Raw genomic sequence first — 13454 nt, 5'->3', positions numbered from 1 at the left:
CGCTACAGCCAACTTGGTCAAATCATAGCCGGCGCAGGTATCGCAGTTGTGGGCGGCGTCAAGGTCGCGCGGCTACAGAATGCGCGAGGCGTCATCCTGGAATTGCGCGGAGTTCAAGGGGGCTTCGAAGCTTCGCTAGGCCTGGGCGGGATCGCGATTAATCTTCGCTAGCCGTGAACCCATAAATCGGCCGAGCTGACGGCTCGCGAGAGTCCGCTATCCCCCGGTAGCGATCAACTTCTGCATCGCAGCGAAATGACGCGATGGGCCATGAGCGGACTCAGTGCATCAGTTCTGTTTCAGGAATTCCAGGAGCGCATTGTTTACGTCTTTGGCGCGCTCTTGCTGAGTCCAATGACCGCAACCTTTCAAGACTATTGTCTCGCGAAGCAAGGGCACGAACTGTTTCAGGCTAGGGACGAGATGGCTCCAACTCGGCGATCTGTAAACCCCGTCTCGGTCGCCAACGATATAGAGTGCCGGGACCTGAACCTTTGCGCCAGACCATGGTGCGAGCAGTTCCCAGTTCCGATCAATGTTGCGATACCAATTCAAACCTCCTCCAAAGCCGGTGCGCTTGAACTCATCAACGTAAAATTCGATGTCATTGTCCGTGAGCCACGTCGGCAATGATTGGGTTGTAGGCTTCCCATCAAGCCACCCCCCCTCAATAGGAAGCATCGTGAGCGACGCAGGATCTTCAACCGGCGCATCGCCGGATAGAGCAAACAATGTTGTCTTGATTGCGTTGTGGACGTCCTTTTCGAGTTCTGCCTCGGCAACGCCCGGCGTCTGGAAATACAGTTGATAGAAGCGCTGCTTTTCGGTCCTCGGCATGAGGGTGCTTGGTCGGTTGGGACCACGCACCTGAAACGGCACGCTTAAGCCAACGACGGCCCTAAATCGATCCGGTCTGAACAGAGCACAGCGCCAAGCGACCGGCGCTCCCCAATCATGTCCGACAACGACTGCTTGATCCGTACCGATCGCGTCGAGCAATCCGACCATGTCTCCGGTCAAATGCAATAGAGTGTATTGATCGATCGCATCCGGTTTGTCCGTCTGCCCGTAACCACGCATGTCGGGCGCGATGGCCCGATATCCGGCGGCAGCGAGCGCTTCCAATTGGTGCCGCCACGAATACCAGCACTCCGGAAAGCCATGGCAGAGAAGCACGGCGGGGCCGCTCCCTGCTTCGGCCAAGTGCATTCGAATGCCATTTGCCTCGATAAATCGATGCGAGATCGTCATTGCCAACCCCGTAAGATCATTGATCTGATAGCTAATCAGTCACATTGTGAGCTCCAGCCACAACCGAAGTGGCTCCGCTGACCCCCAGTCGAACGGCGGACCGCCAAAACGACATGCTCTACGAATTTGTTTTCGAGCCCGCACCGCGCCTCCGGCAGCATCGGCGCAAGGTCGGCTAAGGGTCATTCGCGACGAGGCCGCGCCAGCCGCAAGTCCGGCCATGTCCCTTATGCCAGCATGGGCGAACATTCCGCCAAAACGAAATCGCAAAGACCCGATCTGCTTCAGCCCGTATCTGTATCGCGCGCGGAACTTGATCGCGCGGTTCTTCAACAAGATCAAGCAATGTCGGCGTGTCGCACCCCGATATGACAAACTCGTCGCCAACTATCTGGCGTTCGTCAAGCTCGCATCAATCCGAATTTGGCTGCGTGCTAATGAGTCCACGCCCTATAGGCCGTGGACCCAAGGTCAGCGTCGAGGTCTACTAATCCTACCTCAAGTGATCTCGAGCCGCTCAATTGCGCTCCGTCAAAAAAAGGACAACCCCCCGGCGATTTAGGTCCAAACCTCGGGTTCAAGCCGGAGGTCTTCTGGCACATTTAATCTAATCCAAAGCCAGGGCATCAGCTGAGCGCTTGCATTCTAAGCCCAACGATCCAGCCCCTCCGGCAGACTCGCAGATCACCCCGTCGTCGCGAAAGCGGCCGCTGAACGGTCTTACCCTCAACTGGATTTTGAGCCGCTCAATCGTTCTCTCAAAAGCAAAACCCCGGCGTTTTGGCGCCGGGGTCTCGATTAGATGGCAGTCAGGCCAACCGGTATTACCAGTTGCGCTGAGCGCGGAGCATCAGGAGAACCGTATTCTGGTCCTTCAGCTCGTACAAAGCTGCGGGCTTGCCAATCGGAGTGCTGGGCGCCACGACTGTACCTGCGGCCTTCTGATCCAGATGGGTGTAGGTGAAGTCCGCCGAGAAGGTCAGGTTCTTGACGGGGGTCCACTGGGTCTGCGTGCCGATCTGCGCAATGTTGTAGTCGGGGTTGCAGGTCGTGATAGCAGCTCCGCTGCCCGCGGGAGCAAGTGCGCTCCGGAGCGAACCACCGACGCCGCCAATACCGCAGATCAGGACCTTGGCCGTGTCGTTGTACATAATACCAGCATAGGCACCGTAGATCGACGTGTTCCAGTACGGGTTCCAGTTGTGCACATATGCACCGCGGAAGCCCCACGTCTTGACCAACTGCTGTTGTGTTCCGGTCGCGAACACCGAGTCCGGCGCGATGCCGAACGCTACGCTCTGATAGGCGCCGGCCAGATTGGTGCCACCGTAAATGGTATTCGCACCTGCGCTACCGGCGAGGTCCTGGATGTTGTAGCGGGTCGCACCGTCCGTATACACGCCCTGCATGTTGATGGTGTCGCCAGGTCCGGTCGGGATGTTCTTGATCGACAGAGCCAACTGACCCGCCCAGCCCCACTTGTCGTCCGGATGACCGGTCAACTCAGTGCCGCCGTAGTAGGCCGCGTGGTTGTCATGCGCCGCGAACGACGCCTGGAACAGTCCCCAAGCTTGGTCGACGCGCAGCATCGCGACGAAGTCCGGTGCAACCGTGCCAGCGTAGTCGCTCGCGCCGAAAGGACCGGTAGCGCCGATAGCGGCGCCAATAGGACTGAGGGCGCCAAGATTGGCCACACCAGCCTGATAGTACTGGGTCTGATCCTGAGCCGACAGAGACAGCGACACGCCGTTGCCGAACTGAGCGGTGTAGGTGAACTGGTTCACACCAGTGATCGTACCGCCGCCGCCGACGAGACCGTCGTAGTTGTTGCCCGGATAGTTGGCCCACGGAGCCGAGAACTGCGAGACCGCCTTACCCATGGTGAAGCCGGCGAACTGGATGAAGGCGTAGTAGACGCCGACCGTACCGCCTGCAACCGCGCCGGAGTTGGCGTTGTTCGGAGCCTGAGCCGTGCCGATCGGCGAGTAAACGGTCGCGCCGGTGCCCTGTCCGGCGTAGGTGTCCGACGTCCACGAGAACGTCGCATCGAAGAAGGTACGGACGACACCGTATTCGGTCGCCGTGCGCGTATCGATGTTCAGGTCTTCACGAGAGCGCCAGGTGTAGCCGTTGGTGAAACGGTTCTGTGCGCCGCCAGCACCCGAGGTGTTGCCGGTGTTGTCCGAGTTGGTGTTCGCGAGAACATCCATACGCAGGTAGCCACCCAGCTTGATACAGGTATCGGTGCCCGGGATGTAGTAGAAACCGGGACCATACAGGGAGCAAACCTTCACGTACTCGACCGCTTTGGCCTTGACGGGAAGATCGGCCGCCTGAGCTCCGCCGACCGCGGCGAGAGCCGCCGCCGAGCCGAGGATAAGGCTCTTAACCATCTTCATGTTAAACCTCCAAGTTGCTCTATCTCAGGGAAGGTTCCGGATCCGCCGGGTAAGACACCCTCAGGTTGGTTCCCTTTGTCCCTTAAATCCCCGCTCAGTCGCTTCGCGCCTTCGGACACACCCGCATGAACGCGAGGGACTTAAGCGAACCACCTAAAACGGGACGACCTTGGGATGCCCCCCTCCGTCGCAGTTCCATATGAGACAGAAGGCCCCCGATCACGCAACAAAAGACCGCTCGCGTTTGGGGCCGTTTGCGCTGTTTTTAAGCCACTGTTGCGAAATGATCACGGCCCCGTTACAAACGGGATGCGCCGTAAGGCACTGATAATGATTATTTTTTTTGACTTTTATTGTCGATTAGAAGCAAAAGCCGAAGCCGCAGCGCAACCGCTTCGGTTCTCCCAACTACCCCCAAGGGAAGGGAACTGTGTAGTCAGGTTTGACCGGCTGATTCCTCGCTTTGGCAAAGATCCACTAGCCTCGGAGCAGCCCGCACCCAGACCAACCTACTTTTTCTCGCTCCTGGCGCATCCAATCTGAGGGCGCCCGCGAGAGATCGTAAGCCTCACCCCCCGAGTTGAGACGACACAGCATAACTTCTCTCACAATAGCTCCAATCATCGCGCGAACCTCATCGTGCGGGACTAAAGGCTCATGTCGTTTAGACCGCACTCCTTCCTGCCTAATTTCCTCCCACAAGGAATCTACATGTCGGCGTCCAGCGATACCGAGAGCGCCGCAGGACAAATCGGGGGCGGACTCGGGATCCTCCGCTCTCGTCGCCGTGGCCAGAACAATCGACGCTGCACGCCTTTGCGAGTGCTTCAGGAAACGAAAGCGATTCTGAACGCTGGAGAACGTCCTCTTCAATGTGGTTGCAATAGCAGGCCACTCTTGCTTGCGGCGCACCAGCTCGAGGAGTTGATCATCCTCCTCAGGCGTCCAACGTTGCCCTCCGAGAGAGCTGCTTGTTTGAGATGGAAATGTCCTTGCCTTATCCACCGAAGAGACCTCTACCCAGCCGTTATCGAAAGTCGATTTGAAACGAACCAATCGATATCAAATGAAGTACCGACCGGCTTCAACGTACCAGTGAAGGCTTGAGGATAGGCGGCGTCGTATTCCACTTTAGCAAGCTACAGCCTGCGAACATCGCGGTCCGTGGATGCCTAATGCACTGACACTAGATCGCCGCGAACCACTCAGTCGCTCTGTGCGCCGTGGGCGCAGGACATCTCCTCAGAGTCTGCCCCGAACAAGGAAGCGGCATTTTGGCCCGCTCGGAATCAAGAAAATGCGATGTGGCTGAACCAGCACGGCTACCGCTCCAGGAACGGCTCGCTCTTCGGCACCGGCACGATCCATGAAATCCTCACTCGCGTCGCCTACACGGGCGTGCGTCGCTTCAACGAATTCAACCGCAAGGGCGATGGCGAACGCAAGGACGTCTCAGAAATCGTCGAATATGAGATTCCGGCAATCATCGACCGTGCCGTCTTCGATGAAGTTCAGGCCCTCATGACATCGCGTCAGCCCAGGGTCAGAGGACCTGTCTGACCTCAGCGCCGTCGCTGTTGGGCGGCCTGGTGCGTTGCGACTGCCAAAACTCACGCGCCCTGACGACGGCCACCGGCACCTCGCGGACACGCGAGATCTACACCTATTACAAGTGTGTTCAGTCCTGCAAGCAGGGACGCCACAAGGACGAGAGCGCGAATTGATCCGACCCTAAGGGAGCGGGTGCCTGCTCTGAGGGCAGGCAGGGACAAGGCGGCCGAGGCCCCAAGAAATCCAGCGCGACCCCGATCGAGATTGATCCGGTCGCCATTGATCGGTTCACTCGCCTGATGCGTGAGCAGCTCACCTCGGGCGACGTCGCCGCGCGGAAGGCCTCCCTGGCGAGTGTTGTAGACGCGATCATCGTTTCGGAGGACAAGATCCGGATCGTCGGCTCAAACGACAATATTCGGTCCACATTCGGACCCGAGGGACAACCCAAGCGCCGGGTTCGTAAATCTGTTCAGGAATGGTGCCCAGGGGCGGGATCGAACCACCGACACTGCGATTTTCAGTCGCATGCTCTACCAACTGAGCTACCTGGGCATACTCGCGGGCCCGAAAAGGCCGCAGCGAGCGGGCGGTTTATAGAGAGGTCGGGGCGCTGTGTCCACCCGCCTTCGCCAAGGGCTTCGGCGCGGCGGGCCCGCCTGGCGTTGTTTCCCCAACTTGTTGGGAAATCTTGGCTATTCCGGGTCCTCCACGTCGTCCTCGCGACCGGGGACGACATAGCGGCCGCTGAGCCAGCGGTTGAGATCAACGTCGCGGCAGCGCGGCGAACAGAACGGGAGAAAGGCCTGCTGGGCAGGCTTGCCGCAGATCGGGCAGGCGCGCGGGGCGGCCGGGGGTGTTCGGGCTTGGTCGGTCATGGCTGGGACGGAGTTTACACCATCTGCCGCATGTTCCGCTGCGCCCCCTCGCTGCTTGCGGATCGGGCAATCGTATGCGTCTTCGCCGGCCGCGCAGGTGCTTGGCCTCGTGGCCCGAGACGGCGACCTCGCCCACAAGTGAACGGCGATAGCCTCGGAGCGAGGGGCGTCTCCGCGATTTCTGGATAATGGAAGAATGCCGCTGATTTGCCCGACGAGTCAAGGTGCCGCGCCGAACGCCGGCACTCGCCGGCTACTTTGCATGGGGTTGTTTTCGATATTTTGGCAGCGCGCCCCTGGGAAGAGCTATCGCATCCGGCAATCGACTGCCGTCGCTGCACGAAAGTGGATACCTCACACCGCGACGGCGTTGAGCCAGCCGTGGCGGATCGGAAAGCCCTCGCCGCCGAGCAGAGTCACGGTCTCGTAGAGCGGCAGCCCGACGACGTTGGTGTAGGAGCCGACCATCTTGACCACGAAGGATCCGGCGATGCCCTGCACGGCATAGCCGCCGGCTTTGCCGCGCCATTCGCCGGAGCCGATATAGGCCTGGATGTCGTCGTCGCTGAGCCGCTTGAAGCGCACGCGCGTCTCGACCAGGCGCTGGCGGAACGCCTCGCGCGGCGTCACCACGCAGATCGCGGTGTAGACGCGGTGGTTGCGGCCCGACAGCAGCCGCAGGCACTGCGCGGCCTCGTCGACCAGATTGGCCTTCGGCAGAATGCGGCGGCCGACCGCCACCACTGTGTCGGCGGAGATGATGAAGGAGCCGCGCAGATCGTCGTCGAGCTGCACCGACTTCAGCGCCGCGTCCGCCTTCGCACGCGCCAGGCGGTTGGCGCAGGCGCGCGGCAACTCGCCCCGTCGCGGGGTCTCGTCGACATCGGCTGGACGCAGCGCGTCGGGCTCGATGCCGGCCTGGTTGAGCAGGGCCAGCCGCCGCGGCGAACCGGAAGCAAGAACGAATTTGGGACGGCCTAGCATGCGGGCTTTTGGGCTGAATCGGGGGGACGGACGCGGGCGGAACCTATCGGATGGGGCATCGATGCACAACCTTGGAACCGGCCGCGAATCGCGCTTCCCCGTGGGCGACAAGGCCCCATAAGCACAGCTGTTTGTCAGTCTGGCGACAAGCGGCGGACCTTGCGAATCGGAACACGCGGGTCCCTGCGTGGAGCCTCACAGGTTCGCCACGCCGGCCTTGGTGAAGCGGCGGCGGATGCGCAGCAACAGGCCGTCGCAGACCTCGCGATAGGCGGCGAGCTTCTGCTCGCGATTGCCGCTGGTGCCGGTCGGATCAGGGGTCGGCCAGTATTCGACAGCGGCGGCGAGCGTCCGGGTCAGATCCAGCGCCTTGTGGTGCGCCTCGGGCGACAGCGTGATGATGAGGTCGAAGTTCAACCCCTCCCAATCCTCGAGCTCCTCGAAGGTCTGCGGCTTGTGGCCGGAAATGTCCTGGCCGAACTCGGCCATCACCGCGACCGCGAACGGATCGAGCTCGCCCTTCTTCACGCCGGCGGAGCGGACATAGACGCCTTGCGGGAACATCTGCTGCAGCAGGCTTTCGGCCATCGGCGAGCGCACGGCGTTGTGCCCGCATGCGAACAGCACGGCCTGCGGGGAGCGCGCGCGCGGCGCTTCCATGCGATCAGGCTTTTTTCGACCGGGGTACGCCCCCGTCGTCTGCCGAGGCGGCGATCATCATCGGGATCATGCGCCTTCACCCTTCCAGTGCAGCACAGTGATCAGCGTGAACAGCCGCCGCGCGGTCTCGAAATCGACGCGCACCTTGCCCTTGAGCCGCTCCTGCAGCGTGCGCGAGCCCTCGTCATGAATGCCGCGGCGGCCCATGTCGATCGCCTCGATCTTGTCCGGTGTCGCGGTACGGATCGCCTGATAGTAGCTGTCGCAGATCATGAAGTAGTCCTTCACGACGCGGCGGAACGGCGTCAGTGACAAGAGATGCGCCACCACGGGCGCGCCGTCCTCTTTCCTGATGTCGAACATCAGCCGGTTGCCGGTGATCGCGATATGCAGGGTGTAGGGCCCCGGCCCGGCTGCGCCTTCGGGAGCGAACAGATTCTGCTCGACCAGGTCGTAGATGGCGATTGCCCGCTCATGCTCGATGTCGGGCCCGGAACGGCCGATCGATTCCTCGTCGAGCGTCACCGCGACGATGCGATTGTTGGAATCCTCGTCGTCTGGTGGCTTGTTCATGAGAGGTTGAGGCGCAGTCCGACGGAACGTGAATGGGCGTCGAGACCCTCGGCCTGGCCGAGCGTCATCGCGGCGGGACCGAGCGCACGAAGCTGATCCGGCCCGCACCGCAGGATCGAGGTTCGCTTCATGAAGTCAAGCACCCCGAGGCCCGAGGAGAACCGCGCCGAGCGCGCGGTCGGCAGCACGTGGTTGGAGCCGCCGACATAGTCGCCGATCGCCTCGGGCGTATGGGGCCCGAGGAAGATCGCCCCGGCGTTGCGGACCTTTTTCGACAGGCCTTCGGCGTCCGCGGTCATGATCTCCAGATGCTCGGCCGCGATCGCATTGGCGAGCTCGACCGCATCGTCGAGCTTTGCCACCATGATCACGGCGCCAAAATCGTCCCATGAGGCGCGCGCAATCGCTGCACGCGGCAGCGTCGCAAGCTGCGCCTCGACCGCGCGCTCGACATCGGCCGCGAGCCGCGCACTGTCGGTGATCAGGATCGACTGCGCGCTGACGTCGTGCTCGGCCTGCGCCAGGAGATCGGCCGCGATCCAGTCCGCATTGCCGGTGTCGTCGGCGATCACGAGCACCTCGGAGGGGCCAGCGATCATGTCGATGCCGACCTTGCCGAACACCTGCCGCTTGGCCGCGGCGACATAGGCGTTGCCGGGGCCGACGATTTTTGCCACTGGCGCGATCGTTGCCGTGCCGTAGGCCAAAGCGGCCACCGCCTGGGCGCCGCCGACGCGGTAGATTTCGGAGACGCCGCCGAGATGGGCGGCCGCGAGCACCAGCGGGTTGAGCTTGCCGTCCGGCGCCGGCACCACCATCACCACCCGCGGCACACCGGCGACCCGGGCCGGCACCGCATTCATCAGCACCGAGGACGGATAGGCTGCCGTGCCGCCGGGCACGTAAAGCCCGACCGCATCGACCGCGCTCCAGCGCCAGCCGAGCTCGACGCCGGCAGCATCGGTGAAACGCTCGTCCTTGGGCAGCTGGCGGCGGTGAAAGGTCTCGATCCGGTCGCGCGCGAATGTCAGCGCTTCGACGGTCTTGGCGTCGCAGGCCGCAACCGCGGCGTCGACCTCGGCGGCGGTGATGCGCAGGCCGGCGGCCTCGATGTCGAGGCGGTCGAACTTCTTGGTCGCCTCGAGCAGCGCCGCATCGCCGCGGGCCGCCACGTCGTCGACGATGGCGCGGGTGGCGCGCTCGACATCGGCCGATACCTCGCGCTTGGCCGCCAGGAATTCGCGGAAACGCTGGTCGAAATCTGCGCTCTGTCGGTCCAGGCGAACGGGCATGGCGGCTTTCTGAAGAGGAATTCGGGTCCCTGCTCAATGGCGCGGCGGATAATGGCCGTCAACCCTTCAAGGGAGGTTGAAATTGCTGTCGTCCCTGCGAAAGCAGGGACCCATAACCACAAATGGCGGTTGCCGAGGGTTGGGGTACGCATCCCGCCCCAATGACTTGCTTCGGTGGTTATGGGTCCCCGCTTTCGCGGGGACGACCAAGAATCAACCCGGCCCCACCCCGAGATCGTCGGGCCCGAGATCGGTCAATTCGCACTCCAGGCACTCGACATCGAGCCGCAGCGCTCCGCCCTGGCCGAACATCAGGAGCGCGCTGCCGCCCGGCGGGTCGGAGGCGTGGAATTCGATCCCGAGCAGTTCCAGGGTGGCCTCGGGCGCCTCCAGGTCAATGTTGCGCGACTTGCATGCCAGCACCCGGTCGAACCTGAGCGCGGCGATCAGCCGGCGCGACGAGGTGGCACCGGCCAGGGTCTGCTCCCAATCCAGCCGGTTCAGGCCGACCACGAGGCGCTTCTCGTCCTGGCGCCAGACGATGTCGGCGGGCTGGACGCGGGCGTCCTGCACATGGGCGGAGATGACCGCGAGGTCATCGGCATCGAGGGCGATCAGTTTCAGGGGAGCAGGCGGCGACATGCCGATACTTATAGCGCCTTGGCGTCCCAGAGATACCACGTGGCCGAAGGAAATCCGGATCGAGGGAACCGGCCCTGCCGTGGCCCGTCAGAGGCTATTGATGTCCTCGCTCTCCAGCACCGGCCTCGGGTAGCCGTCGCGGGCGACCTTGAGCATGGCGCGGCCGAGCTGTTCCGATGTCGTCATGTAGCTCGGGGCAACGCGCACCAGGAACGACAGCAGCGGCGAGGTCGCGACATAGATCGCCTGCACCCAGCCGGTCTTCGAACGCACCCCGTGCAGCGGCTGGATACCGGCGGGCCGGAACATGTAGGCGGCCTTGAACGGCAGCTTGAGCAGGTCGTTCTCGGTCTTGCCCTTCACCCGCGCCCACATCAGCGGGCCCTGCTCGGTGGAATCGGTGCTGCGTCCGCTGACATACGTGAACACCATGCCGGGATTGAGCCGCGCCAGCGTCGTCGCCGCCGCCAGCGTGATGTCGTAGGTCAGATGGCGGTAGCGCGCCTCGTCCATGCCGATCGAGGAGACGCCGAGGCAGAAGAAGCAGGCGTCATAGCCGACAAGCTGCGGCTCGATCGCGCTGTAGTCGACGAAATTGTCGCAGATCAACTCGACGAGCTTTGGATCGCGCTGCCCGGTCGGGCTGCGCCCGACCGCCAGCACGCGTTCGACGCCGGGATCGAGCAGGCACTCGCGCAGCACGCCCTGCCCGACCATGCCGGTCGCGCCGAACAGGATGACTTTCATATCGCGTCCCCTTCCTCGATCTCACCAGATGCGCTCAGACCGTGGATGCGTTGAGAACATACATGAACGCGTGGAACTTCGTGAGGTGAGCACATCAGTCAGGCTCCCTCCCCCCTTGCGGGGGAGGGCTGGGGAGAGGGGTAAGCCCCGGGCGAGATCAGCGACGATGGAAACAGCTTCGCAATCTCAATTCGCATCGTTGGAGATATGGAGAGCGCGCGCCGTGTGTGCCCCTCTCCCTAACCCTCCCCCGCAAGGGGGGAGGGAACCCTACCGCCGGTGGCTCCCTCGCTTGGACGTCAGCGAGGCTGCGCGATGACGCAGCGTCATCAGCCCTTGATGAATGCCAGCAGATCCTTGTTGATGGTCTCCGCCTCAGTCGTCGGCATGCCGTGCGGAAAACCCTTGTAGGTCTTCAGCGTGCCGTTCTTCAGGAGCTTGGCCGAAAGCGGGGCGGAATCGGCGTAGGGCACGATCTGGTCGTCGTCGCCATGCATCACCAGCACCGGCACGGTGATCTTCTTCAGATCCTCGGTGAAGTCGGTCTGCGAGAACGCGACGATGCCGTCGTAATGCGCCTTGGCGCCGCCCATCATGCCCTGCCGCCACCAGTTCTGGATCACGGCTTCCGACGGTTTCGCGCCGGGCCGGTTGTAGCCATAGAACGGCCCGGCAGGCACATCACGGTAGAACTGCGAGCGGTTGGCCGCGAGCTGCGCCTGCAAGCCGTCGAACACCGACTTCGGCAGGCCGCCGGGGTTGGCCGCGGTCTGCACCATTAACGGCGGCACTGCGCTGAGGATCGCGGCCTTCGCCACCCGGCTCTCGCCGTGGCGGGCGATGTAATGCACCACCTCGCCGCCGCCGGTGGAATGGCCGACATGGACGGCATTCTTCAGGTCGAGATGTGCGGTGACGGCCGCGAGGTCGTCGGCATAGTGGTCCATGTCATGGCCGTCGGCGACCTGAGCGGAGCGGCCGTGGCCGCGGCGGTCATGGGCGATGACGCGAAAGCCGTGACCCACGAAGAACAGCATCTGCGCGTCCCAGTCGTCCGACGACAGCGGCCAGCCGTGGCTGAACACGATCGGCTGGCCCGAACCCCAATCCTTGTAGAAGATCTCGACGCCGTCTTTGGTGGTGATGGTGGGCATCTGATTGCTCCTCCTGTTGCGTTACGTCGTTCCGGGGCGACGCGCAGCGTCGAACCCGGACTCTCGATCGATTGACTCTGGATTCCGGGTTCACGCTAGCGCGTGCCCCGGAATGACGTGGCATGAACAGATGTGTCGGATCAGGCGAATGTGACCGGCCTGAACCGGCGCCAGGCGCCGATGATCATCACGGCGAAGAACACCAGCACGATGCCCTGCACCACCGCAAATACCGGCCCGGACGGCGGGTTCGGCGGCACCGCCGGCGCCAGCGCCTGCAGCGCGGGCACCTTGAGGAAGCTCTGGATGACCAGCACGAAGACGTTGAGATAGAGCGAGACCATCGCGGTCACGATATAGATCGGGCGCCAGGCGCCCTTGAGCTGCATCGCATACAGCGCGATGCAGGCGATCGCGAGCAGCACCAGCGAGAGGCCGCCGATGATGTGCGACGGCAGCAGCTTCTCGGTCACCAGAGGCGGAATCACGAAGCCGGTGGCGTTGGTCAGGATCGTGAGGATGAGGAAGATCGCGGTCAGCCCGGGCATCGCGCGCGAACCGAGCAGGCCGAACATCACGATCACACCGGCGACGATTGCAATCAGGCTGATAATGACGTGCACAAGCACCAACGTCGTCATGTGGAGCACTCCCCGCTGAGACCCGCGCGCGAGGTTACGATGCGTCTTTGAAAATTGCTACATGGTTCGATGGCAGGACGGCCGACAGCCCATGCGAAATTTGCGGGCGCCGGATTTTAGCTGCCCCGTCATCCTGAGGTGCGCGCCCTTGCGCGCCTCGAAGGATGCACGGCCACCAGCCGGGCCGTACATCCTCCGAGGCTCGCTCCGCTCGCACCTCCAGCGACAAAGGCGAAGCCCTTTGCGCAGGGATGACGGGGACGGTCCTTGCGTCCGTCACATGCCGCGACACGTGCGCCTCGTGAGACATTGAATCAATAATAGCGAGGGATCGGCCCGTTATGCGGGGTCTTGTGCTTCGACAGGTCGAACAGCACCTCGTCGACATAGCACCAACCCCACCCTTCCGGCGGGTCGTAGCCCTCGATCACGGGATGGCCGGTGGCGTGGAAATGCGCCGTCGCATGCCGGTTCGGCGAGTCGTCACAGCAGCCGACATGACCGCAGGTCCGGCAGATCCGCAAATGCAGCCAGCGGCTGCCGCTCTTCAGGCATTCCTCGCAGCCAAGCGCACTCGGCGTGACATCCTGAATGCCGGCGATATGGGTGCAGCCTTTTGTCATTTTACCCTCTTTGGATTTGCCTCAAGCATGCTGCTTGGCCCGTCATCCTGAGGTGCGAA

General features: G+C 62.8%; 13 protein-coding genes, 1 tRNA gene and 1 pseudogene. 2 read left to right on the top strand and 13 right to left on the bottom strand.

What is annotated here, in order from left to right; genetic code table 11:
* Positions 1 to 288 precede the first annotated feature (288 nt).
* Complete coding sequence (locus tag AAFG07_RS04330) at positions 289 to 1251, bottom strand: alpha/beta hydrolase (protein ID WP_342726161.1); 963 nt, start codon at positions 1249 to 1251, stop codon at positions 289 to 291.
* Between the two features lie 235 nt (positions 1252 to 1486).
* On the opposite strand from AAFG07_RS04330, the pseudogene AAFG07_RS04325 reads away from it, so the two are divergent.
* Positions 1487 to 1687: pseudogene (locus AAFG07_RS04325) on the top strand (transposase); the annotation flags it as partial.
* 388 nt (positions 1688 to 2075) lie between these two features.
* Here AAFG07_RS04325 and AAFG07_RS04320 read toward each other — a convergent pair.
* The gene (locus tag AAFG07_RS04320; RefSeq protein ID WP_342726160.1) at positions 2076 to 3650 is read right to left on the bottom strand and encodes a porin; all 1575 of its coding nucleotides are present in this window, start codon (positions 3648 to 3650) and stop codon (positions 2076 to 2078) included.
* Between the two features lie 1302 nt (positions 3651 to 4952).
* Between AAFG07_RS04320 and AAFG07_RS04315 the strand changes: the two genes are divergently transcribed.
* Positions 4953 to 5210, top strand: coding sequence for a recombinase family protein (locus AAFG07_RS04315; RefSeq protein ID WP_342726159.1), 258 nt, complete (start codon positions 4953 to 4955; stop codon positions 5208 to 5210).
* 470 nt (positions 5211 to 5680) lie between these two features.
* On the opposite strand, the gene AAFG07_RS04310 is transcribed toward AAFG07_RS04315, so the two are convergent.
* From AAFG07_RS04310 to AAFG07_RS04260, 11 genes are all read right to left on the bottom strand, one after another.
* Positions 5681 to 5756: transfer RNA gene (locus tag AAFG07_RS04310), tRNA-Phe, on the bottom strand.
* A 140-nt stretch (positions 5757 to 5896) separates the two neighbouring features.
* On the bottom strand, positions 5897 to 6079 hold the full coding sequence (yacG, locus tag AAFG07_RS04305) for a DNA gyrase inhibitor YacG (protein WP_342726158.1): 183 nt from the start codon (positions 6077 to 6079) through the stop codon (positions 5897 to 5899).
* A 354-nt stretch (positions 6080 to 6433) separates the two neighbouring features.
* A complete protein-coding gene (locus tag AAFG07_RS04300) occupies positions 6434 to 7063 on the bottom strand; it encodes a Maf-like protein (RefSeq protein WP_092123132.1) in 630 nt (209 codons plus the stop codon).
* 195 nt (positions 7064 to 7258) lie between these two features.
* Positions 7259 to 7723, bottom strand: coding sequence for a low molecular weight phosphatase family protein (locus AAFG07_RS04295; RefSeq protein ID WP_092123130.1), 465 nt, complete (start codon positions 7721 to 7723; stop codon positions 7259 to 7261).
* Between the two features lie 66 nt (positions 7724 to 7789).
* On the bottom strand, positions 7790 to 8296 hold the full coding sequence (locus AAFG07_RS04290; protein WP_092123128.1) for a UPF0262 family protein: 507 nt from the start codon (positions 8294 to 8296) through the stop codon (positions 7790 to 7792).
* Positions 8293 to 9588: a histidinol dehydrogenase gene (gene hisD / locus AAFG07_RS04285; RefSeq protein WP_342726157.1), complete on the bottom strand. Its 1296-nt coding sequence runs from the start codon at positions 9586 to 9588 to the stop codon at positions 8293 to 8295. The genes AAFG07_RS04290 and hisD overlap by 4 nt, the downstream gene beginning before the upstream one ends.
* A 213-nt stretch (positions 9589 to 9801) precedes the next feature.
* Positions 9802 to 10230, bottom strand: coding sequence for a DUF2948 family protein (locus AAFG07_RS04280; protein WP_342726156.1), 429 nt, complete (start codon positions 10228 to 10230; stop codon positions 9802 to 9804).
* Positions 10231 to 10317: 87 nt separating this feature from the next.
* Positions 10318 to 10977, bottom strand: coding sequence for an epimerase (locus AAFG07_RS04275; RefSeq protein ID WP_342726155.1), 660 nt, complete (start codon positions 10975 to 10977; stop codon positions 10318 to 10320).
* A gap of 329 nt (positions 10978 to 11306) precedes the next feature.
* The gene (locus AAFG07_RS04270; protein ID WP_342726153.1) at positions 11307 to 12131 is read right to left on the bottom strand and encodes an alpha/beta hydrolase; all 825 of its coding nucleotides are present in this window, start codon (positions 12129 to 12131) and stop codon (positions 11307 to 11309) included.
* A gap of 140 nt (positions 12132 to 12271) precedes the next feature.
* A complete protein-coding gene (locus tag AAFG07_RS04265; RefSeq protein ID WP_342726152.1) occupies positions 12272 to 12772 on the bottom strand; it encodes a hypothetical protein in 501 nt (166 codons plus the stop codon).
* Between the two features lie 314 nt (positions 12773 to 13086).
* On the bottom strand, positions 13087 to 13395 hold the full coding sequence (locus AAFG07_RS04260; RefSeq protein ID WP_212317195.1) for a UBP-type zinc finger domain-containing protein: 309 nt from the start codon (positions 13393 to 13395) through the stop codon (positions 13087 to 13089).
* Positions 13396 to 13454 lie beyond the last annotated feature (59 nt).

The organism is Bradyrhizobium sp. B097, assembly GCF_038957035.1.
In the GTDB taxonomy this organism is placed as follows: domain Bacteria; phylum Pseudomonadota; class Alphaproteobacteria; order Rhizobiales; family Xanthobacteraceae; genus Bradyrhizobium.
This window is presented reverse-complemented; position numbering and strand designations above follow the sequence as displayed.

Excerpts from the sequence above, each read along its gene's own strand:
- AAFG07_RS04280 (WP_342726156.1), bottom strand. The coding sequence starts at position 10,230 with ATGTCGCCGCCTGCTCCCCTGAAACTGATCGCCCTCGATGCCGATGAC.
- AAFG07_RS04275 (WP_342726155.1), bottom strand. The coding sequence starts at position 10,977 with ATGAAAGTCATCCTGTTCGGCGCGACCGGCATGGTCGGGCAGGGCGTG.
- AAFG07_RS04330 (WP_342726161.1), bottom strand. The coding sequence starts at position 1,251 with ATGACGATCTCGCATCGATTTATCGAGGCAAATGGCATTCGAATGCAC.
- AAFG07_RS04320 (WP_342726160.1), bottom strand. The coding sequence starts at position 3,650 with ATGAAGATGGTTAAGAGCCTTATCCTCGGCTCGGCGGCGGCTCTCGCC.
- AAFG07_RS04300 (WP_092123132.1), bottom strand. The coding sequence starts at position 7,063 with ATGCTAGGCCGTCCCAAATTCGTTCTTGCTTCCGGTTCGCCGCGGCGG.
- AAFG07_RS04315 (WP_342726159.1), top strand. The coding sequence starts at position 4,953 with ATGTGGCTGAACCAGCACGGCTACCGCTCCAGGAACGGCTCGCTCTTC.
- yacG (WP_342726158.1), bottom strand. The coding sequence starts at position 6,079 with ATGACCGACCAAGCCCGAACACCCCCGGCCGCCCCGCGCGCCTGCCCG.
- AAFG07_RS04295 (WP_092123130.1), bottom strand. The coding sequence starts at position 7,723 with ATGGAAGCGCCGCGCGCGCGCTCCCCGCAGGCCGTGCTGTTCGCATGC.
- AAFG07_RS04260 (WP_212317195.1), bottom strand. The coding sequence starts at position 13,395 with ATGACAAAAGGCTGCACCCATATCGCCGGCATTCAGGATGTCACGCCG.
- hisD (WP_342726157.1), bottom strand. The coding sequence starts at position 9,588 with ATGCCCGTTCGCCTGGACCGACAGAGCGCAGATTTCGACCAGCGTTTC.
- AAFG07_RS04265 (WP_342726152.1), bottom strand. The coding sequence starts at position 12,772 with ATGACGACGTTGGTGCTTGTGCACGTCATTATCAGCCTGATTGCAATC.
- AAFG07_RS04290 (WP_092123128.1), bottom strand. The coding sequence starts at position 8,296 with ATGAACAAGCCACCAGACGACGAGGATTCCAACAATCGCATCGTCGCG.
- AAFG07_RS04270 (WP_342726153.1), bottom strand. The coding sequence starts at position 12,131 with ATGCCCACCATCACCACCAAAGACGGCGTCGAGATCTTCTACAAGGAT.